The sequence below is a fragment of the Amycolatopsis sp. NPDC039088 genome, from assembly GCF_055598845.1.
Map to the genome: position 1 here is coordinate 102,164 of NZ_JBVKAE010000005.1, position 21,229 is coordinate 123,392.

Below are 21,229 nucleotides of genomic sequence, written 5' to 3' on the forward strand. Positions count from 1 at the left end.
TCAGCTGTCGGTTACGATGCGCCGATGGAGGAGCAAGCCACCGTCAGCGCGGCGGACATCGCGCGGATCGCCGGCGTCGGCCGCGCCGCGGTGAGCAACTGGCGTCGACGTTACGGTGATTTTCCGCCGCCCGTCGGCGGCACGGCGTCGAGCCCCCTCTTTTCGCTGGTCACCGTCGAAAACTGGCTGCGTGAGCGAGGAAAGCCGTTCGAGATCTCGCTCGGTGACCGGATCTGGCAACGGCTGCGGAACCTCGGCGACGACCTGTCGCTCGGCCTGCGGGTCGGCCGGGTGGGGTCGTATCTGACCCGGCCGGGCGAGTGGTCCTTTTCACCCCGCTACGACGACGCCGAACTGCTCGGCCTGCTGGACCGCTTCGCGGGCGAGCGAGGCGCGCGCGAGGCCTACGAATTCCTGTGCGAACGCTACGTCGAGGCGCACTCGCGTCAGCTCTCCGTCACGCCGGAACCGGTGGCCGCGCTGATGTCCCGCCTCATCGGTCCCGAGCCCGGCGTCGTGCTCGACCCCGCGTGCGGGCTCGGGACGCTGTTGCTGGCCTCCGGCGGGACCCGGCTGCTCGGCCAGGCCGACGATCCGGCGAACTCGTGCATCGCCGCGTACCGGCTGCTGCTCGCGGGGGCCGACATGGAGATGTACGGCGCGGACGCCCTTTCGATGGACTCCTACGCGGGGGTCCTCGCGGACGCCGTCGTCTGCGATCCGCCGTTCAACGAACGGGAATGGGGTTACGACGAACTCGTCGGCGATCCGCGCTGGGAGTACGGCCAGCCGCCGCGTGGCGAGCCGGAACTGGCGTGGGTGCAGCATTGTCTCGCGCATGTGAAACCCGGCGGGCTGGTGGCGATCCGGATGCCGCTGGCCGCCGCCGGTCGCCGCACCGGACGGCGGATCCGCGGGAACCTGTTGCGGGCCGGGGCTTTGCGCGCGGTGGTGACGGTCAGCGGCTCGGACGTCTGGCTGCTGAGGCGCCCGGAACCCGGTGAGCGGCCGCCCTCCCGGTTGCTCCTGCTGGCCGATCCGTCCACTGTGGAGGATCAGTGGGCGGCGCATCTGCGCGGTGACGAGGTACCGGGCGCCGTCCGGATCATCGACCTGCTCGACGAGGAGATCGACCTTTCCCCCGCCCGGCATCAAGCGCGTGACGAACACGCGGGTGAGGCGTTCCTGGAAGTCCGGCGGTATTTCGACGGGATCCGGCCGGAACTGCCGTCGCTCGTGGTTTCCGAGGAACAACCGGCGTTCACCACGATCGGCGAGCTGCTGAAGTCCGGGGTGCTCAGCGTGCCGGAAACGGTGGAGGCCGGCGACGTCGTCGCGTCGCCTGCCGTACCCGCGTATGTCCACAGTGGAGCACCGATGACGGTGGAGCCGTCGATGTCGAAGTACCGCACCGATCCCGAACGGCTGGACGCCGCGTTCCTCGCCGGCTGTCTGCGCGCGGCCGGGCAGATCGCGCCGACCTCCTCCACCCGGATCGACCTCAAGCGCACCCGGATCCCGCGCCTCCCGATCGAGGCGCAGCGCGCGCGGGGGGAGGCCTTCACCCGGCTCGCGGCGTTCGAGGACGCACTGCGCGAGGCGGCGGAATCGGGCATGGAGCTGGTGAGACTAGGCTTGGCCGGGCTCACCGAAGGACAGCTCAAGCCGGAGAATTAGGTTGCTGATCGCGGATCGCTACGAACTCGACGAGCTGCCGCTCGGCCGGGGTGGGATGGGCGCGGTCTACGCGGGCCACGACCGGCATCTCGGCCGCCGCGTCGCGGTGAAGTTCCTCGGGCTGCCCGGCGGTCCGGACGCCGAACTCGAACAGCGTTTCATCCGCGAGGCGCGGATCCTCGCGACGCTGGAGCACGCGGGTGCGCCGACGCTGTACGACTTCGGCACCTACGACGAGCGGTTGTACCAGGTCATGCAGTTCATCGAGGGCGTGACCGTCGCCGATCTCGCCGCCGAACACGGCCCGCTGCCGGTGCCGTGGGCGGCCGCGATCGCCGCGCAGGCGTGCGCCGTCCTGGCGGGCGCGCACGCGCTTTCGATCTGCCACCGCGATCTCAAGCCCACCAACCTGATGCTGTGTCCCGACGGCAGCGTGAAGGTGCTCGACTTCGGGCTCGCGATGCTGCGCGAGACCGACGTCGCCCAGTTCACCCGCGCGGGCCAGATCCTGGGCACGCCCGCGTACATGGCGCCCGAGCAGATCCAACGCGGGATCGCGGGACCGCGCAGCGATCTGTACGCGCTGGGCTGCGTCCTGCACGAAATGCTGACCGGCAGACAGCTGTTCACCGGGCCGACGGCGTACGCGGTGTTCGAGAAGCAGGTCAAGGAAAGTCCGGCCGAAGTGGACGGAGTACCGAGTGGACTGAACGTCCTGCTCGCGGATCTGCTGGAGAAGGACCCGGAAAGACGTCCCGCGGACGCGAACGAATTGTTCGAACGGCTGGCCGTGTTCGCCAGGGACCTGCCGCCCCTGCCCGGCTACCTGGACGAGGGCGCCAACCCGGGCCGGATGTACGCGAGAGTCGTCGGCCGCGTGCCCTGAGACGTGATCGTGACCTTCCGACCAACAACCCCGGACGGGTGAGTTCCGTCTTTACCCATGTCAGACGAACTACGGACAAACGGGGGTAAGGGTCGTGAAGAGGTTCTTGGTCGGGGTGACCGCACTGGCCACCGCGCTGGTGCTGACCGCGTGTTCCGGCAACACCGGCGGCGGCGCGCCCGGTGGTGGCGCTGTCGCGCAGGGTGACCCGGCCTCCGGGACCACGACCACTTCGGCGCCGTCCTCGACACCCGCCACGTCGTCGTCACCGACACCGACGCCGAGCAGCTCGAGCTCCAGCCCGAAGCCGACGTCTTCGAAGCCCAAGCCGACGCCGAAGCCCACGCCGAAACCGGCGGCCAAGCCTGCCGCGAACGTCGCCGACGTCCCGTGCAAGGCCGCGCTGGCCTCACCGGGCGTGAGCGCCTGTGTGGACCTCTCCGCGCTGAAGACCTGGCTGCTGCAGGACGGCAAGGTCATCTACGGTCCGGTCAAGCAGCTGCCCGGCAAGAAGGGTCACGCGACGCCGACCGGGGTCTTCCACGTTTCGAACAAGGTCAAGAACTACCACTCGAGGGAGTTCGACGCGCCGATGCCGAACTCGGTGTTCTTCCTGCCGGGTATCGCCTTCCACACCGGCAGCCTGTCGGTGTACTCGCACGGCTGCATCCACCTGGCCGCGGCGGCTTCGCAGAAGTACTTCACGACTCTGCAGAGTGGCGACGTGGTGCAGGTCGTGGCCTGAGGTTGCGGTTCGGTTTCGTTGGGATAAATGAAAGCCCCCGGCGGCAATGACTCGCCCGTTCCCGGCGACGTGTCCATGACACGCCGGAAATGGGGAAGTGCGCATGATCGGAAACCGGGTACTCACTCGCGTGCTCGTCACGCTGTCGGTTTCACTTTTGCTTCTCCCGGGATGGGTGGGCGCTCCGGAAGCGATCGGGGCGCCCACCTTGCCGTCCGGGTTCGTCCTTCGTGATCAGCCGAGCGGACAGGCCGCGTTCGACCTGACCGATTTCGCCTATCTGCCGGACGGTTCCGTGCTGAGCACCGGCAAGAGCGGCAAGGTCGCGTGGGTGTCCGGCACCGGCCAGACGCGGACGGTCGCGGCACTCCCCGTCCACGACAACGGCGACCTCGGCCTCGTCGGCCTCGCCGTCGCCCCGGATTTCACGACGTCGCGCCAGATCTACCTCGCGTGGTCGTTCAACACCGGCGGCGGGTTCACCATGCGGGTGGCGCGCTGGACGGTGACCGGCACGGACGTCCCCACGGGCCTCGCGAACGAACGAGTGCTCGTCGACCTCCCCGGTTTCCACGACGTCCACGGCGTCACGGGACTCGTCGCGGCGGGCGACGGGACTTTGTGGATCTCCATCGGCGACGCCGCCGACTTCACCAGGATGGATCCCGGCGCGTTGCGCGCACTCGACCTCGATCAGCTGTACGGCAAGATCCTGCACGTCACCACGGACGGCGCCGGTGTCCCCGGCAACCCGTACTACTCCGCGGCGACCCCGAATTCGAACCGCTCCAAGATCTTCTCCAGTGGTTACCGCAGCCCGTTCCGGTTCTCGCTCGATCCCCGCCTCGGACTCCCGGTCGTCGGCGACGTCGGCTGGAACACCTGGGAAGAGGTGAACGTCGTGCGGCCGGGCGAGAACCACGCCTGGCCCTGCTGGGAAGGCAACTTCCCGACGCCGGGGTACTCCGGTCTCGCCGGCTGCTCGGGTGTCGTCAACACCCCGCCGATCACCGCGTACCACCACGGTTCCGGTGCCGACGAAGGCAACAGCGTCACCGCCGGGATCGTCTACAGTGGATCGTCCTATCCGGACGAATACCGGGGCGCGTTCTTCTTCGGCGACTATGTCACGCAGAAGATCTGGACGATGACGTACGACAGTCAGGGCAGGCTGGTCCAGCCGCCGCAACGGCCGCCGAGGTTCACCGGCGTCGGCGGTCCGGTCAAGTTCGCGGCCGCGGTCAACGGCGACATCGTCTACGCCGACATCTACACCGGGAACCTGCGGCGGCTCAGCTATCCGGGGACCAACGCGGAACCGGTCGCGGTGGCGACGTCGAGCACCGAGCCGTCGACGAGGACGGTGACCTTCGACGGCACCGGCTCCTACGACTTCGACGGCGATCCACTCACCTATCACTGGGATTTCGGCGACGGCACGAGCCAGACCGGAGCCAGGGTGAGCCACGCCTACGCCGCGGGAGTGGGGACGGTGACCGCGCGGCTGACCGTGACCGACCGCCTCGGCGCCACCGGCGGCACGGACGTCGTCGTGGTCCCGGCGAACCACTCACCTGAACTGGGCATGACGGATCTCGGCGCGCACACCTTCGCGGTCGGGGAACCGGTCGTCGTCGACGCGAGCGCCACCGACGCCGAGGACGGCGCGCTGCCGATCACCTGGATCACGCTGATCCGGCACTGTCCGGAAGAGGCGACCTGTCACGCGCATCCCGGCTCGTCCGGCACCGGGCCGTCGTTCTCGATGCCCTTCACCGAGCACCAGGACTCCCGGGTCGAGATCACCGCGAGGGTGACCGACGGTGCCGGGGTGACGGCGAGCAGGACCTACGTCGCGATGCCGCGCGAACATCTGTTGACGTTGACCAGCAACGTCCCGGCGGCGCTGGGCATCCCGGCCGAAGGCGGGGTCGGCACCGCGATGGTCACCGAGGGCGCGACGTTCGAGGTCGTCGCGGCCGAGGTCGCCACGGACGGTGTTTCGACCTTCTCCGCCTGGTCCGACGGAAGGACGTCGCGCACGATCACCATCACCGTCCCGCCGCGCGATCTGACGCTCACCGCCACCTACCTCACGCCGATCGACCAGCGCTACCAGGCGGAACCCGCGCTGCGGCAGCGACTCGGCGCCCCGACCGGACCCGAGGTCACCGACGGGACCGTGCGTTACCGGCCGTACACGGGCGGCAGGCTCTATTGGAGCGCCGAGACCGGTGTGAAGCAGATCGAGGGCCAGATCCTGGCGAAGTACCTCGCGCAGGGTGGGCACCGGAAGTTCGGACCGCCCGCGACCGACGAGACGGCCACCGCGGACGGCACCGGCCGGTTCAACCACTTCCCGAACCGGCCGGGAACGCTGCAGTCGTCGATCTACTGGACCATGACGACCGGCGCGCATCCGGTCTACGGGCGGATCCGGGTGAAGTGGGCCGCACTGGGCTGGGAGGCAGGGCCGCTCGGATACCCGACGACGGACGAACTGCCGACCCCCGACGGGACCGGCCGGTTCAACCACTTCAGCAAGAACGCGTCGATCTACTACACGGTGCAGACCGACGCCAGGGCGATCTGGGGCCGGATCCGTGCCAGGTGGGAGGCGCTGGGCTGGGAGGCAGGACCGCTCGGTTACCCCACGACCGACGAGACGGCGACTCCGGACGGCGTCGGCCGGTTCAACCACTTCACGAAGGCGGGCTCCGTCTACTGGTCGATGGCCACCGACGCGCACGCCGTCTACGGCGCGATCCGGCAGCGCTGGGCCGCGCTCGGCTGGGAGCGGTCGTACCTGCGCTATCCGACGACGGACGAGTTCACCATCCCCATCGGACGGCAGAACAGCTTCCAGAGCGGCTACGTCACCTGGAACCGGACCACGGGCCAGGTGATCGACCGGCGCTGGTGATCACAGTTCCATAAAGGCACTCGAAAGTGTGAAATGCCCACGTAGACCCCGTCGATGAGACGTTCGACTGGGGAAAGGGGCCCTCTGCATGCCTTCGAGAATCCGTGCGCTCTGTCACGCCTTCGTGACGTTGCTGATAGTGACCTTGCTGGTGCCGTTGACGTCCACATCGGCGTCCGCGGCGCCCACGTTGCCACCCGGCTTCGTCCTTCGTGACCAGCCGAGCGGCCAGGCCGAGCTCGACCTGACCGACTTCGCGTACCTGCCCGACGGATCGATCCTGACCACCGGGAAGGGGGGCAAGGTCGCCTGGGTGTCCACCACCGGTCAGGTCCAGACCATTGCCAACCTGCCCGTGCGCACCACCGTCGACCTCGGTCTGATCGGGATCGCGGTCGCGCCCGACTACGCCACCTCCCGCACCGTCTACACCGCACGCGCGGTCGACGTCGCGGGCGGCGGTTTCGTCATGCGTGCCTCGCGCTGGACGGTGTCCGGCACCGCGCAGCCGACCGGGCTGACCGCGGAGAAGGTGCTCGTCGAGGGTGCGGGGAACACCAGCATCCATGGTATGACCGGTATCGAGGCCGCCCCCGACGGCACGGTGTGGATCTCGACCGGCGACAGCTCCGAGTTCCAGAACAAGGCCGACCCGTTCGCGCTGAACGTGCGCGACCTCGACAAGATCTTCGGCAAGATCTTCCACGTCACCGTGGACGGCGCGGGCGTGCCGAGCAACCCCTACTACACCGCCGCCAACCCGAACTCCCTGCGCTCGAAGGTGTTCGCGAGCGGCTTCCGCAGCCCGTTCCGGTTCAGCCTCGACGCGGCTACCGGCCTCCCGGTGGTCGGCGACGTCGGCTGGGGCACCTGGGAAGAGATCAACTTCGTCCAGAAGGGCGCGGACCACGGCTGGCCGTGTTTCGAGGGCAACCAGCCCACCGACGGTTTCTCCGCGATGGCGCAGTGCGCTTCGGCGGTGAACACTCCACCGGTGCTGGCGATCCGGCACGGTGAAGGTATCGACAACGGGAACAGCGTCACCGGCGGCATTGTCTACAACGGAGAGTCGTACCCCGAGGAGTACCGCGGCGCCTACTTCTTCGGCGACTACGCCACGCAGAAGCTGTGGACCGCCAAGTACGACACGCAGGGACGGCTCGTCCGCCCCCAGGAGACGCCGCCGAAGTTCACCGGCATCGGCGGCCCGGTCAAGTTCGCGGCCGCGGCCAACGGCGACATCGTGTACGCCGACATCGTCAGCGGGAACCTGCGGCGGCTCAGCTACGCCACCGGGAACAAGGCGCCGGTCGCGGTGGCCACCTCGGAGACGAACGCCGAGACCCGCACGGTTTCCTTCGACGGCACCGCTTCATACGACTTCGACAACGACCTGCTGACCTACGAGTGGGACTTCGGTGACGGCAAAACCGGCACCGGCGCGAAGGTCAGCCACACCTACGCGGCGGGGGTGGAGAAGTTCACCGCCAAGCTGACGGTGAAGGACGGGCTACTGGCCGCCGGGAGCACGGAAATCGCCGTGGCGCCCGGAAACCACTCGCCGAAACTGACCATGACCGACCCCGGTGCGCGCCTGTTCGCGATCGGCGAGGAGGTCAAGGTCGGTGCGACGATCACCGACGTCGAGGACGGTGAACTGCCGGTCACCTGGACCACGTTGATCCGGCACTGCCCGGAGAACGCGGTCTGCCACGCGCATCCGGACCAAGGCGCCACCGGGCCCGAGTTCACCATGCCGTTCACCGACCACACGGACTCCAACCTGGAGTTCACCGCGTCGGCGACCGACAGCGCCGGTGTCAAGGTGTCGAAGACCTACATCGCGAAGCCCCGTGAGCACCGGCTCACGCTGACCAGCAACGTCGCCGCGGCACTCGGCATCACGCCGGAAGGCGGTGCCACTTCGGCGATGGTGGTCGAGGGCGCGACCGTCGAGATCCAGGCGGCCGAGGTCGCTTCGGACGGTTCGTCGACCTTCACCGGCTGGTCCAACGGGGCCACCGGCCGGCTGACCCAAATCACCATGGGCGCCACCGATCAGACGATCACGGCGAACTACATCACGCCGATCGACAAGCGTTACCGCGACGAACCCGCGCTCGCGCAACGACTCGGCGCGCCGACCGCGCCCGAAGCGGTCGACGGCACGGTCCGGTTCCGCACCTACGAACGCGGACGGCTGTACTGGTCGAAGGAAACGGGCGTCAAGCAGATCGAAGGCGAGATCCTCAAGCAGTACCTCGCCCTCGGCGGCCACAAGGAATTCGGCCCGCCCGCCACCGACGAGCTGATCACGCCGGACACCACCGGTCGCTACAACGACTTCCCGATGTGGCCCGGCAAGCTGCAGTCGTCGATCTACTACACGGTGAACACCGGTGCGCACGCGGTGTTCGGCAAGATCCGGGTGAAGTGGAAGGCGCTGGGCGCGGAGGCCGGTGAGCTCGGCTACCCGACGACGGACGAACGGGCGACCCCCGACGGGATCGGCCGGTTCAACCACTTCAGCAAGAACGCGTCGATCTACTACACGGTGCAGACCGACGCCAGGGCGATCTGGGGCCGGATCCGCGTCAGGTGGGAAGCGCTCGGCTGGGAGGCGGGGCCCATGGGGTACCCGACCATGGAAGAGGCGACGACACCGGACGGGATCGGCCGGTACGTCCACTTCACCAAGGCCGGCTCCATCTACTGGACGATGCAGACCGACGCGCACGGCGTCTGGGGGGCCATCCGGCAGCGCTGGGAAGCGCTCAAATGGGAGGCCGGCTACCTGAGGTACCCGACGACCGACGAGTTCGCGGTCTCCGGCGGACGGCAGAACAACTTCCAGGGCGGCTACGTGTTCTGGAACGCCTCCAACGGGGCGGTGACCGACGGCCGCTGGTAGTCCCGCGTTTAGTCCTCTGGATGCGGTTCTTGCGTGTGCGACTACCGCATCCAGAGGACGAAATGCGGCGGGGTCAGGGGAGCAGGTCGGCCGGTGAGGTGCCGGAGGTGGTGAGCGGCAGGCCGAGCGCGACTCGTTCGGTGAGCCAGCCGCTCGGCCGGTAGCGCTGGTCACCGGTGCTCGCGACCAGACCCCGCAGGACCCGCAGGACGAGCTCGGCGCCCGCCTCTTCACCCCAGGTCAGCGGTCCGCGCGGGTAGCCGAGCCCGAGCCGGACGGCGGTGTCGATGTCCTCCGGCGTCGCGAGCCCCTGTCCGGCGATGAAGCAGGCGGTGTTGACGATCGACGCCAGCAGCCGCTGCGCGATCGGCGCGGGGCCGTCGCGGACCACCGTCACCGGCAGCCCGGTCGCGGCGAGCGCGCCCCAGGCGGTGCGGCCGGCGGCCGGGTCGAGCGCGGGGTGGATCGACAGCGTCAGGCGTTTCCCGTAGCCGCCGAGCGGATCGACCCCGACGACCCGTTCCGCCGGAAGGCCGGCAGCCAACGCGGTGTCCACAGTGGACGATCCGACCGGGCTGACGATCAGGACGGTGTCCGGGTAGGCCGTGTGCACCACCTGGATCCCCGCCGACGACAGCAAGGTGCCGAGGCGTTCGTCTTCGACCCACACCGGCGTCGTGGGGGCTTCCGGTGCCGTCGGTTCGGGCTCGGCCTGCTGCGCACCGTCGACGTAGCGGTAGAAGCCTTCGCCGTTCTTGCGTCCGAACAGCCCGGCGGCGACGCGCGGACGCGTCAGCCACGACGGCCGCAGCCTCGGTTCGCTGTGGAATCCGCTCCAGATGCTCTCCAGCACCGCGTGCGAGACGTCGAGACCGGTGAGGTCGAGCAGTTCGAACGGGCCGAGTTTCAAGCCGAGCACGTCACGCGCGACGCGGTCGACTTCGGCCGGGCTAGCGATCCCTTCCGCGAGGATCTGCAGCGCTTCGGTACCCAGCCCGCGACCGGCGTGGTTGACCAGGAAGCCAGGGGCGTCGCGGGCGAGCACGGGTTCGTGTCCCCAGCCGCGGACGAGTTCGGTCAGCGCGGGCGGCAGCCAGGCGTGCGTGCGCGCGCCGGGAACGATCTCGACCAGCCGCATCAGCGGGACCGGGTTGAAGAAGTGGAGGCCGAGCAGCCTGCCGGGATCGGTCAGCGCGGCGGCGATCTCGGTGACCGAGAGTGAACTGGTGTTGGTGGCGAACACGGTGTCCGGGCCGCAGACGCGTTCCAGTCCGGCGAACAGCGCGCGTTTGATCTCCAGATCCTCGCGGACCGCTTCGACGACCAGGTCGACGCCGTCGGCGGGGGCCAGCGGATCGGTGACCGCGATCAGCCGCTCCTTCGCGGACGCGGCGGCGTCTTCGGTGATTTTGCCCTTCGAAGCGAGTTTGCCGAGCATCGCGCCGACGTGGTCGATGGCCTTCTCGACGGCGTCGGGCTGGGCGTCGGCGAGCTCGACTTCGAGCCCCGCCGTCACGGCGAGCTGGACGATGCCCCGGCCCATCACCCCGGTTCCGATGACCCGGATCCTGCCGACCTGCTCCGCCCACTTCTCCACCGCGAGCCGCCTTTCCCTCGATGTCGTCCCAAGCGTGACGTTAGCCGCCACCCGGATATCTCGCCCGGAAGGGTGATCCGTGCCCCCCACGGCGTAAGGCCACCCACCCGGCGCGGTCCCATCCGCGAAAACCGAGTGTTCCGCGCACCAGCCCCGAAGGGAAACCTCCCATGGCCACCGTCCCCGCCGCCGCAGCCGTCCGGACCACGCCGTTGCTTCTCGTCGCCGTGCTCTTCGGCGCCGTCGCCGCCTTCTTCGCGAGCCAAGCGCTGTGGCCGCTCACCGCCCTGGCCGTCGTGGTCGCCGTCGCCGTCCTCGCGGGCGGGGTGTGGCTGAGCGGGCGTAAAAACCGCGAACTCTAGGATCGCCATGTGGCGAAGCGCTTGACGCGGGAAGAAAGTCGCGAGCAGACCAAGCAACGCCTGCTCGCGGCGGCCGCCGAGCTGTTCGCCGAACGCGGGGTCAACGGCACGTCGGTCGAGCAGATCGCCGAACGGGCCGGGTTCACGCGCGGTGCCTTCTACGGCAACTTCGACGGCAAACACGAGCTGGTCGTCGAACTGCTGCGCCGCCGGACCCAGCGCGAGGCCGAGGAGGTCGCCGCGCTGCGTGAGGACGTCGGTTCCTTCGCCGAGATGATGGACCGGCTGCGCGCCTGGAACGTCGAGCGCGCCGAACATCTCGCGGGCTGGTTGACCCTGCGCACCGAGCTTGCCCTTTACGCCCTGCGGAATCCCGACGCGCGTCCGCTCGTCGGTGAAGGCGAGAAGTCGACAAGGGCGTTGCTGGAGACCTCGGTCAAGACCGAGCTCGCCGCGCGCGGCGTGGAGCCTCCCGCCGACCCGGCCTTCCTGGCGCTGATCCTGCACGCGCTCGAGGACGGCCTTCTGCTGCAGCGCTTCCTCAGTCCCGAGGGGACCGGTGACGAGGACGTGGTGGACGCCGTCCAGCTGCTGATGCGTTCGTGGACCGCGCTCAGCCGGTCATCTTGATCCCGACGAACTCGGCCATCTGCCGGGTTCCGTGCGCGAAGAACGCGTCCGAGGGGTCGACGCTGCCGACGTACTGGCCGAACAGCTCGAAGTTGATCATTCCGAACAGCTGGGTCCAGGCCATGATCAGCCGGGACGCCGTTTCCGGGGCCAGGTTGACGCTGAGGATTTCGGTGACGGCGTCGAGCTGGCGCAGCAGCTCGAGCGGCATCTCGCCGACCTCGGTCTCGATATGCAGGTTCGCGTCGCGCAAGACGGCGACCAGTGCGAACGCCACCCGGCCCGCCGGGGTGACGGTGTCCTGCGGGGCCTGGTAGCCGGGGATCGGCGAACCGTAGATCAGCGCGTACTCGTGCGGACGCGCCTTCGCCCAGGCGCGGACCGCTCGCCAGATCGATTCCCACCGTTCCAGCGGACTCTTCCCGGGGTCGTCCGCGGCCTCCGCGGCCTCGCCGACAGCGTTGTAGGCGTCGATGATCAGGGCGGTCAGCAGCTGCTCACGGCTGGAGAAGTACCGGTAGAGCGCCGACGAGACCATGCCGAGTTCCCGCGCGACGGCGCGGAGTGAAAGGCCGAGCGCGCCGACCTCGGCGAGCTGGCGGCGGGCTTCGTCCTTGATCTCACGGGTGAGTTCGGCACGGGCGCGTTCACGTGCGGTCTGGGTGGCGGGCACGCCCTCACTGTAGAGCATCGCACCTAAACGAGAGCACTGCTCTTGACATGAGGCAGCGCTCTGGTGTTCACTGCTCTTAACAGAGAGCACTGCTCTCGCAAACTTCAGGAGCCGAGATGACCGCCGCTGCCACCCGCTACATCAAGCCCGCGAAGGCGACCAACGCGTTCAACGAGTTCGTGCTCAAGCTGACGAAGCTCGGCGTGAGCGTCCTGGGTAGCCGGGTCCTCTCGGTCCGCGGCCGCAAGAGCGGCGAACTCCGCTCGGTCCCGGTCAACCTGCTGAAGCTGGACGGCGAGCGCTACCTGGTCGCACCCCGCGGCGTCACGCAATGGGTGCGGAACCTGCGCGTGGCGGGCGAGGGGCGGCTCACCGTCGGGCGCCGCACCGAGACGTTCACCTTCACCGAACTCGCCGACGACGAGAAGCCCGAGATCCTGCGCGCCTACCTCAAGCGCTGGAAGTTCGAGGTCGGCGTGTTCTTCGATGGTGTCGACGCGAAGGCGTCCGACGAAAAGCTCCGGGAGATCGCGCCCGGCTACCCGATCTTCAAGATCCGCTGATGCCTTGTGGACGCTCCGAACGTGAACAGCCTCGTTCTCTGGGGGCAGCCGTCAGGGTCACGGCAAAGTCGAGGTGGGGAGGCCTGGTTCTGGATCCTGGCCGGACTTCAGTGTCCACAAGGGACATATCCGCAGGATTGCGCGTCTGATTGATGTCTCTATGCACGTTTCTGCATAGGGTGGTGAGTGTTAACGAGGGTTATTGAGGGGAAAGGCAAAACGTGTCGTGGTGTGGGGCCGGTGTCGGTCCTGAGTACGCGTTCTTCTGGTAGTGAAGGCCTCCTTGTCTACTCTGACGGTAGTGAAGGAGGCTTTCGCTACCGTCGGATGTGATCTCGGCGGCCGGTCGTGAAGTACATGAAGGTCCCCTTCCTTGCGCCTAACGCCAGGGTTCCGGCAAAGTCGCATCAATGCTGGTCGGCTGCACCTCTATAGCGGGACAAGACGAACGCGTCGTGGTGGACACGGCGGGAGCGGGCCCACACAAGGGGCCTCACCCGGGTCCGGACTGTCCATAAGGGACACTGTCCGAGACAGAAATGCCCGATTTGGGTATCTTGCACGGTTTCGCGTGGCTGGATGGATGGCGCGTGTGATCAGACGGAGGACACGTGTGACTGGATGGATGACACGCGGGAGCGGCAGGTTTCGTCGGGTTTCGTCGGGTGTCGTCCGGCTGGACACGCGTGTTCTCCGTTCACTCACGCGTGCCCTCCGTCGGATCACGCGTGTCGCCCGAGGGTAGGTACCTAAGACACCAGTGGCCCTCACCCGAATCGCCACTCACGCCCTTCCTCCGAAACCGCACCTGGAGCCCCGCGGCATCCAGAATCAGGCCCGCCCTACCTCGGCTCGCCCTTGATCAACGGAAGATCAGGGACGTTGAGTGTCCCTGATCTTCCGTTGATCAAGCTCTACCTCGACTTTGCCGGGACCCTGCGCCTAGCGCAAGGAAGGGGACCTTCATGTACTTCAGTAAGGCGGGTGCGGTGTCGCGTCACCCAGCCCACCGTCCTGGCCCGCAATCACGCCATGTTTGCCTTACCCCTCAATAGAACGACACAAATCACTCACGACCGCCCTCGCAGCCTCGACCACTCCTCACGACTGGTCGTCGGTGCGCGCTCGCCTGCTCCGCCGGGCGGTGGCCGCCACCAGCACCACCCCGACCAGGAACGCGACGAGTCCGATCAGGAACCACAGCTTCTGCCCGGTCATGAAGCTGCCGGTCAGCACGCCGGCGCCCTGGAGCACCCAAACGCCGCCCACCAGCAGGAAGACCAGCCCGATCGTAAGCGTGATCCAGCGCTTCATTCGCAGCTCCCCGCCTCGACGTGCCCTGTGGCGATTCTGTCACCGGCGGCCGCGTCCGGCGAACTGATCACCGGCCGCCGACGAGACCGTTGCGGTAGGCGTAGACGACGGCGTGCACCCTGTCCCGCAGCCCGAGCTTCGCCAGGATCCGGGAAACGTGCGTCTTCACCGTCTCCTCGCCGACGTGCAGATGCGCGGCGATCTCCGCGTTGCTGGAGGCGTCGGCGACCAGCAGGAGGACCTCGCGTTCACGGGAGGTGAGCCGTTCCAGCTCCGCCGGTTCGGCGGCGACGGGTTCGATGCTGGTGGCGAAGGTCGAGACCAGCCGCCGGGTCACCGTCGGGTCGATCAGCGCGTCGCCGCGCGCGGCCACCCGCATGGCCGAGACGAGTTCTTCGGGCGCGAGGCTTTTCAACAGGAATCCGCTCGCGCCGGCCCGCAGCGCGCGGTAGACGTACTCGTCGGAGTCGTAGGTCGTCAGCACGAGGACGCGGGTGTCGTTGCCCGGCGCGGACATGATCGCCTCGGTCGCGGCCAGACCGTCCAGTTTGGGCATCCGGACGTCGAGTACCGCGACGTCCGGGCGCAGTGCCGCCGCTTGAGCGACCGCCTCGCGTCCGTCCGCGGCCTCGCCGACGCATTCGAAGTCCGCCTGGGTGTCCAGCACCGCGCGCATCCCGGACCGGAACATCGCGTGGTCGTCCGCCAGCAGAACCCGGATCACTCGGCCTCCAAGGGAAATCCGACTCGTACCCGCCAATGCCGCCCGTCGTCCAGCGGCCCGCATTCCGCGTGCCCGCCGAACAACGCGACGCGTTGCCTGATCCCGGCGAGACCGCGTTTCGTCGACTCGGCCGACGGGCTCCCGCTCGGGCGGCCGATCTCGTTCGTGATGGTGAGGACGACCTCGGTCTGCCGGTAGGCGAGGTCGATCTCCACAACGCTGTCCAACCCGTGCCGGAGCGCGTTCGTCAGCGCCTCCTGCGCGATGCGGTACAGCGCGACGTCCACCGAGCCCGGCAGTTCACGCGGTCCGCCGTGACTGGTCATCCGCGTCGGCAGCCCGGCGGTGCGGAGATTTTCGAGCAGCTCGTCGAGATTGTCCAGCCCCGGCTGTCGCTGCGCGTCCCCGTTCTCCTTGCGGTGCAACAGATCCAGCAGACGCCGGAGATCGGCCATCGCGGCCCGGCTCGACGATTCGACGGCGGAGAGCGAGCGACGTACGGCGGGTTCCCCGTCCGGCAAACCGAGTCGCGCGGCTCCGGCGTGCACGCCGATCGCGCTGACGTGGTGGGAGATCACGTCGTGCAGATCCCTGGCGATCGTCGTGCGCTCTTCGATGACGGCACGGCGCACCGCCTCGGCTTCGTGCTGCTGCCGCTGTTCCTCGGCGCGCTGAAGATCGGCGATGTACGCGCGCCGCGCGGTCGTGTAGCGGCCGACCATCCACGGGAGCAGTCCGCTCACCCCGACGTCGATGAGCAGCAATCGCCAGTCCCGGTCGCCGCGGTCGACCGGGATGAGGTTGCAGGCGACGAACCCGGCGAGCATCACGCCGAGCGCGGCCAGCGCGGGTTTGGTCGCGAGCCAGGCGCCCGCGCGGTATCCCGCGATCAGCACGCCCGCGTTGGTGGCCTGCAGGTAGTGGTCGTAGGGGAACAGCAGGAGCGGCGCGGCGACGAGCAGCGCGGCGTGCGCGGCCGAAACCCAGCCCGAGTACCGGGACGGCCCGGCGAGCGCGGCGTTGGCGAGGATCCCGCCGAGCAGGACCACCCACGCCTGCCAGCCGAGGGAGAGCGGCGGCCCGGCGATGAGGTACAGCCCGGCGTCGCAGACCAGGCAGACGGCCGCGACCGCCCAGGCCTGTCTCGCCAGCGAACCACTGATGTCCCGCACGCGCCCAACTCTGCCCTAATTCGGTGGACAGGGGTTCATAAGATCGAAAGCCATGATGGCCGCGAAGACGCCCGTGCTCTGGACGACAGGGGCACCGGGGGCCGGGAAATCGACCACCGCCTGGGGTTTGTACACCCGCGCCGTGGAATCGGGCGGCAACGTCGCCTACGTCGACATCGATCAGCTCGGCCTCATCGGCCCGCCGCCCGGCGGGGGCGAGGCCTCGCACGCGATCAAGGCGGCCAATCTGCTGCGGGTGCTGGAAATCCTGCGCCACCGGGGCGCCAGGCAGGTCGTCGTTTCCGGAGTGGTGGACCCCGAGAACGGCGTAGAGCGGGAGTTCGAGGGCCGCGACTTCGATCTCACGCTCGTCCGGCTGACGTGTGACCGAGACGAACTCCGGAGCCGTTTCCTCGGCCGTGGTTCGCCGGCCACCGCGCTCCCGGACCTCCTCGCGGTGGCGGACGCCTACGACCGCACCGGTTTCGGGGAGGAGCTGGACACCACCGGACAGCGGCCGGAGGAGACCGTGGAGGCCCTGTTCCGGCGCTGTGTCGTGGCCGACGGGCCGGTCCGGCGGCCGGACCCCGTCGAGCCTCTGCCCGGTCCGGTGACCGTGGTGACCGGTCCGACGGCGGTCGGCAAGTCGACGGCCGCGTGGCGCGTGCTGCGGGACTTCTGGCAGCAGGAGGCGCCGGTCGCCTACGTCGATCTCGCGCAGCTCGGGTTCGCGCGTCCCGGCCCGGATCCGGCGCTGGAGGCGGCGAACCTCGCGGCGCTCTGGCGCGGCTACCGCGAGGCGGGAGCGCGGCGACTTCTCGTCGTGGCCAGGGAATTCCACGCCGAGCACCGCCGGGTCTTCGAGGAGGTCGGCGTCGTCCATCTCGACGCGGACGCCGCGACGCTCGCCGACCGCGTCCGGCTCCGGGCGGATGGCGAATCCGCGCTGCTGGCAGGCGACGAACTCCGTGGTGCGCCACCCGATGTGCGGGACCGGGTGGCCGCCCGCGCGGTCACCGAGGCGGAGCGGATGCGGGCGCATCGCGGCGACCGCGTCGTCCTCGACACCTCCGGACAGGAGCCCGCCGAGACGGCCGCCGCACTACGCGCCGCCGTGAGTCAGTAGCCGAGGCGTGGACCGCCCTGACCCTGCTGCCCCTGACCCGGCTGCCCTTGCTGACCCTGCTGTCCTTGACCGGGCTGGCCGCCGGTCTGACCGCGTTGGTTCTGCCCGGCCTTCCCGATGGTCGTCGCCGTCGCGGTGTCCCCGGAGACCTTGGCGGTCACCGTCACCGTCTCGCCTGTCTTGGGGTCGCCGGTCTTCTTCGTCGACGCGTCGATCGTGTAGACCTGTTTGTAGCCGTCCTTGCTGGTCAGGCTGACTGACGTCGCGCTGATCTCGGTGACCTCCCCGGTCTGCAGCCGCTCCGTGCGGTAGCCGCCGTTGCCGTCCGGGACGACGAAGTCGCCGTGCAGCGCGTCCCGCGGCATACCCCCGGCAGGGCCGACCATCATCCGGCCGCCGCCGGGGCCGCCCATCATCCCGCCCTGAGCCCGTTCCGCCCCGTTCGCGACGGTCCCGGCCCAGATCGCGGCGCCGCCGCCGGCGGCGATCACCACCGCCACCCCGGCCGCGACCGCGGTCTTGCGGCCGGACCACGTTTTCTTGGGGGTACCGGGCGGGATGGGCGCGCCCCAGGCGGCGGTTTCCGCCGTCGCGGGCTCGGTGGGCCCGGCGGGCTCGCCGGGTTTGGTCGGTTCGGTCATCTGGTCGCCTCCGTGTACTCGGTTGCGGCCATGCTCGGCGCCGTCGCTGTGCGGAAGCTGTGCCGCCGGTGGGGACGCGCTGTGACTCGGCCGGGTGATCGTTCACAGGAAACGCACAGGCCGGGCACAGGGAAGCCTCAAGGGAGGTGCCAAGGATGGCAGCATGACCAGTGTGAACGTCCCTTCGTCCGGTTCCGGGAAGGCAGGCTTGCGCCGTGCCGACGGCAGCCCAGTGCGGGTGCTGGTGGTCGACGACGAGGCGACGTTGTCGGAACTCGTGTCGATGGCCCTGCGCATGGAGGGCTGGGACATCCGCACCGCCGCCGACGGCACCGAGGCGGTCCGGGTCGCCAGGGAGTTCCGGCCGGACGCGGTGGTTCTGGACGTGATGCTGCCGGACATGAACGGCCTGGAAGTACTGCGCCGCCTGCGTTCCGAGGTGCCGAACCTGCCGGTGCTGTTCCTGACCGCGAAGGACGCGGTGGAGGACCGGATCGCCGGGCTCACCGCGGGTGGCGACGACTACGTCACCAAGCCGTTCAGCCTGGAGGAGGTCGCGCTGCGGCTGCGCGCGCTGCTGCGGCGTACGGGCGGGGTCGCCGGGCCGAGCGGTTCGACGCTGGTCGTCGGCGACCTGACCCTGGACGAGGACAGCCGCGAGGTGCACCGCGGCGGTGATCTGGTGCCGCTGACCGCGACCGAGTTCGAACTGCTGCGCTATCTCATGCGCAATCCGAAGCGAGTGCTGTCGAAGGCGCAGATCCTGGACCGGGTGTGGAGCTACGACTTCGGCGGCCAGGCCAACATCGTCGAGCTGTACATTTCCTACCTCCGCAAGAAGATCGACGCCGACAGGGAACCGATGATCCACACGATGCGCGGCGCCGGGTATGTCCTCAAGCCCGCGGGGTAGGCGGCCATGGTCCCTGCGACGGCGGCTGATCGCGCAGGTCGCGGGGCTGCTCGCGCTCGTCTGCCTGGTGGTGGGCGTGGTGACCGAACTGGCGCTGCGGGACTTCCTGTTCGGCCAGCTCGACGCGCGGATCGCCGAAACCAGTGAACGTGCCAGCCGTCCGCCGCCGTCGGGTCGCCCAGGCGGCGACGGGGTTCCGGAAGGCCTGCGCGCCTATGGCCAGAGCACCGGTTCGTTGTTCGTGAACGTGTTCCCGGACGGGCGCGTGCTCGCGGCGGTGCTGCGTTCGAGCTACGACGCCAAGGTCTCCCACCCCTTCCCGCACGACGAGATCACCCGGACACAGATCGACACCCTGCTGCGGTCGCGGCCGGGCAGCGAACCGAGCGACGTGGACCTCGGCCCGGCGCTCGGGGAGTACCGGGTGGTGGCGAAGGTGACGCCCGGCGGCGGGATCGCGATCACCGGACTGCCGACCAAAGAGGTCACCGACACCCTGTGGAACCTGGGTTTCATCTTCGGCGGGGTCGCCATCGGCGGTATCCTGCTGGCCGGCGCGCTCGGCGCGGTGACCGTCCGGCGCACCATGCAACCCCTCGATCGGCTGGCCGCCACCGCGACCAGGGTCGCCGAACTCCCGTTGGACCGCGGCGAGGTCGCGCTGTCGGAACGGGTGTCCGAAGTGGACACCGATCCGCGGACCGAGGTCGGCAAGGTCGGGTTCGCGCTCAACCGCATGCTAGGGCATATCGCGGCCGCCCTGTCCGCGCGCCAGGCCAGTGAGAGCCGGGTGCGCCGGTTCGTCGCGGACGCCAGCCACGAACTGCGGACGCCGCTCGCGGCCATCCGCGGTTACGCGGAACTCACCCGGCGCTCCGGTTCCGAGGTGCCGCCGGACATCGCGTTCGCGATGGGGCGGGTGGAGTCGGAATCCACGCGGATGACCGGTCTCGTCGAGGATCTGCTACTGCTCGCGCGCCTCGATTCCGGCCGCCCCGTGGTGCACGAGCCGGTCGATCTTTCCCGGCTGGTCGCGGACGCCGTCGCCGACGCGCACGTCTCCGGGCCGGAACACAAGTGGCTGCTGGAGGTCCCGCCCGAGCCGATCACCGTTCTCGGCGACGCGGGTCAGCTGCACCAGGTGGTGATCAACCTGCTCGGCAACGCGCGCACGCACACCCCGGCGGGCACCGAGGTCACCACTTCTCTATCCACAGTGGACTCGGTGGTGAAACTGTCTATTGTGGACACCGGCCCGGGAATCCCGCCGGAGATCCTCCCGGACGTCTTCGAACGGTTCGCCCGCGGCGACGATTCCCGATCGCGGGCGGCGGGCAGCACCGGACTCGGGCTGGCCATCGTCGCGGCCGTGGTCGCCGCGCACGGCGGGCAGGTCGGAGTGGTCAGCCGTCCGGGGCGGACGGAGTTCCGGGTTCAGTTCCGGTCCGCCCCGAACCAGGGTTGAGTCAGGGCCGTTTCACGGTGTCCACTCGCTGTTGGCGCCGCACAGGATGACGCAGGGCAGTTCGCCGCCGGTCCGCCCGGCCAGCCAGGCGGCGAACGGGACCGCCGCGGCCGGTTCGACGGCGAGCCGGAACTCCTCCCAGAGCCGGTCCCGCGCGCCGAGCAGTTCCGCGTCGCTGACCAGCACGGACGTCACCCGCGTCCGGAGTACCTCGAACGGGACGCTCCCGATCCTGGTGGCGCCCAGCGCGGACGCCGCCACCGAGTCGACGTCCACGTCCACCGGCGCGCCAGCCTCCAGCGCCGCGTTGAGCGCACGGCACCGCTCCGGCTCGACACCGAACGTCGGCAGCCCGGCCAGCGACGTCCCGGCGACCAGGCCGCCACCACCGACCGCGACCAGGAACGCGTCGACGTCCGGCGCGTCCTCGATCACCTCGGCGGCCACGGTGCCCTGACCGGCGACAACGGCGGGATCGTCGTACGCGTGCAGGTATCGCGTACCCGGCTCGGACGCGGCTTCGAGCGCCTTCGCGGCCGCCTCGGCGTACGTCGTGCCGTGCCGGATGAGCTTCGCGCCCGTGGCTTCGATCCGATCCGTCTTCGCCTGCGGAGCGGACTCCGGCACGTACACCGTCGCAGGCAGATTCAGCAGCGAAGCGGCCGTCGCCACACCCAGGCCGTGGTTGCCACCGGACGCCGTCAGCACCCGCTCCGGCAGCGGACCGCTCACCAGCGCGTTCACCGCGCCCCGCAGTTTGAACGACCCGCTCCGCTGCAGATGCTCCAGCTTGAGGACGAGCGGCCGCCCGTCGACTTCGGCGCGCAGCACCGGCGTCCGGCGCACGAACGGATGGACGGCTTCGGCGGCTTTGCGGACATCTTCCCAGGTCGGAGTACTCATACCC

Annotated in this window: 18 protein-coding genes; 11 read left to right on the forward strand and 7 right to left on the reverse strand. The window is 69.3% G+C overall.

Going from position 1 to position 21,229, the window contains the following annotated elements:
* Positions 1-24 precede the first annotated feature (24 nt).
* The 5 genes from ACZ7KI_RS08360 (at position 25) to ACZ7KI_RS08380 (ending at position 9,142) form a co-directional block, all read left to right on the forward strand.
* Positions 25-1,677 carry an N-6 DNA methylase gene (locus ACZ7KI_RS08360; RefSeq protein WP_470272503.1) on the forward strand — a complete coding sequence of 551 codons (1,653 nt, stop codon included), beginning with the start codon at positions 25-27 and terminating at the stop codon, positions 1,675-1,677.
* 1 nt (position 1,678) lies between these two features.
* Complete coding sequence (locus ACZ7KI_RS08365) at positions 1,679-2,563, forward strand: serine/threonine-protein kinase (protein ID WP_470272504.1); 885 nt, start codon at positions 1,679-1,681, stop codon at positions 2,561-2,563.
* A gap of 94 nt (positions 2,564-2,657) precedes the next feature.
* The gene (locus tag ACZ7KI_RS08370) at positions 2,658-3,308 is read left to right on the forward strand and encodes a L,D-transpeptidase (RefSeq protein WP_470272505.1); all 651 of its coding nucleotides are present in this window, start codon (positions 2,658-2,660) and stop codon (positions 3,306-3,308) included.
* A 103-nt stretch (positions 3,309-3,411) separates the two neighbouring features.
* On the forward strand, positions 3,412-6,231 hold the full coding sequence (locus ACZ7KI_RS08375; protein WP_470272506.1) for a PQQ-dependent sugar dehydrogenase: 2,820 nt from the start codon (positions 3,412-3,414) through the stop codon (positions 6,229-6,231).
* A gap of 88 nt (positions 6,232-6,319) precedes the next feature.
* Entirely contained in the window at positions 6,320-9,142 is a 2,823-nt protein-coding gene (locus ACZ7KI_RS08380) for a PQQ-dependent sugar dehydrogenase (protein ID WP_470272507.1), read from the forward strand.
* A gap of 73 nt (positions 9,143-9,215) precedes the next feature.
* Here ACZ7KI_RS08380 and ACZ7KI_RS08385 read toward each other — a convergent pair whose 3' ends face one another.
* Positions 9,216-10,739: a 3-hydroxyacyl-CoA dehydrogenase gene (locus ACZ7KI_RS08385; protein ID WP_470272508.1), complete on the reverse strand. Its 1,524-nt coding sequence runs from the start codon at positions 10,737-10,739 to the stop codon at positions 9,216-9,218.
* A gap of 170 nt (positions 10,740-10,909) precedes the next feature.
* Here ACZ7KI_RS08385 and ACZ7KI_RS08390 point away from each other — a divergent pair, with 170 nt between their 5' ends.
* Positions 10,910-11,101, forward strand: a complete 192-nt coding sequence (locus ACZ7KI_RS08390; RefSeq protein WP_470272509.1) for a hypothetical protein — start codon at positions 10,910-10,912, stop codon at positions 11,099-11,101.
* 9 nt (positions 11,102-11,110) lie between these two features.
* A complete protein-coding gene (locus ACZ7KI_RS08395) occupies positions 11,111-11,731 on the forward strand; it encodes a TetR/AcrR family transcriptional regulator (RefSeq protein WP_470272510.1) in 621 nt (206 codons plus the stop codon).
* Here the strand turns inward: ACZ7KI_RS08395 and ACZ7KI_RS08400 are convergent.
* Positions 11,715-12,404, reverse strand: coding sequence for a TetR/AcrR family transcriptional regulator (locus ACZ7KI_RS08400; protein ID WP_470272511.1), 690 nt, complete (start codon positions 12,402-12,404; stop codon positions 11,715-11,717). The two genes, ACZ7KI_RS08395 and ACZ7KI_RS08400, sit on opposite strands and share 17 nt — an antisense overlap.
* 116 nt (positions 12,405-12,520) lie before the next feature.
* Between ACZ7KI_RS08400 and ACZ7KI_RS08405 the strand changes: the two genes are divergently transcribed.
* On the forward strand, positions 12,521-12,967 hold the full coding sequence (locus ACZ7KI_RS08405; protein WP_470272512.1) for a nitroreductase family deazaflavin-dependent oxidoreductase: 447 nt from the start codon (positions 12,521-12,523) through the stop codon (positions 12,965-12,967).
* Between the two features lie 1,101 nt (positions 12,968-14,068).
* Here ACZ7KI_RS08405 and ACZ7KI_RS08410 read toward each other — a convergent pair.
* From ACZ7KI_RS08410 to ACZ7KI_RS08420, 3 genes are all read right to left on the reverse strand, one after another.
* Entirely contained in the window at positions 14,069-14,281 is a 213-nt protein-coding gene (locus tag ACZ7KI_RS08410; protein ID WP_470272513.1) for a hypothetical protein, read from the reverse strand.
* Positions 14,282-14,348: 67 nt separating this feature from the next.
* Positions 14,349-15,005, reverse strand: a complete 657-nt coding sequence (locus ACZ7KI_RS08415; protein ID WP_465460000.1) for a response regulator — start codon at positions 15,003-15,005, stop codon at positions 14,349-14,351.
* Positions 15,002-16,177, reverse strand: coding sequence for a sensor histidine kinase (locus ACZ7KI_RS08420; RefSeq protein ID WP_470272514.1), 1,176 nt, complete (start codon positions 16,175-16,177; stop codon positions 15,002-15,004). Before ACZ7KI_RS08420 ends, ACZ7KI_RS08415 begins: the two co-directional genes overlap by 4 nt.
* 52 nt (positions 16,178-16,229) lie before the next feature.
* On the opposite strand from ACZ7KI_RS08420, the gene ACZ7KI_RS08425 reads away from it, so the two are divergent.
* Complete coding sequence (locus ACZ7KI_RS08425) at positions 16,230-17,303, forward strand: AAA family ATPase (RefSeq protein ID WP_470272515.1); 1,074 nt, start codon at positions 16,230-16,232, stop codon at positions 17,301-17,303.
* On the opposite strand, the gene ACZ7KI_RS08430 is transcribed toward ACZ7KI_RS08425, so the two are convergent.
* Positions 17,297-17,944, reverse strand: a complete 648-nt coding sequence (locus tag ACZ7KI_RS08430) for a hypothetical protein (RefSeq protein ID WP_470272516.1) — start codon at positions 17,942-17,944, stop codon at positions 17,297-17,299. The genes ACZ7KI_RS08425 and ACZ7KI_RS08430 overlap by 7 nt on opposite strands.
* A gap of 163 nt (positions 17,945-18,107) precedes the next feature.
* Between ACZ7KI_RS08430 and ACZ7KI_RS08435 the strand changes: the two genes are divergently transcribed.
* The gene (locus tag ACZ7KI_RS08435; protein WP_470272517.1) at positions 18,108-18,857 is read left to right on the forward strand and encodes a response regulator transcription factor; all 750 of its coding nucleotides are present in this window, start codon (positions 18,108-18,110) and stop codon (positions 18,855-18,857) included.
* On the forward strand, positions 18,835-20,322 hold the full coding sequence (locus tag ACZ7KI_RS08440; protein WP_470272518.1) for a sensor histidine kinase: 1,488 nt from the start codon (positions 18,835-18,837) through the stop codon (positions 20,320-20,322). The genes ACZ7KI_RS08435 and ACZ7KI_RS08440 overlap by 23 nt, the downstream gene beginning before the upstream one ends.
* Before the next feature lie 12 nt (positions 20,323-20,334).
* Here the strand turns inward: ACZ7KI_RS08440 and ACZ7KI_RS08445 are convergent, their stop codons facing one another.
* Complete coding sequence (locus ACZ7KI_RS08445; RefSeq protein ID WP_470272519.1) at positions 20,335-21,225, reverse strand: serine/threonine dehydratase; 891 nt, start codon at positions 21,223-21,225, stop codon at positions 20,335-20,337.
* Positions 21,226-21,229 lie beyond the last annotated feature (4 nt).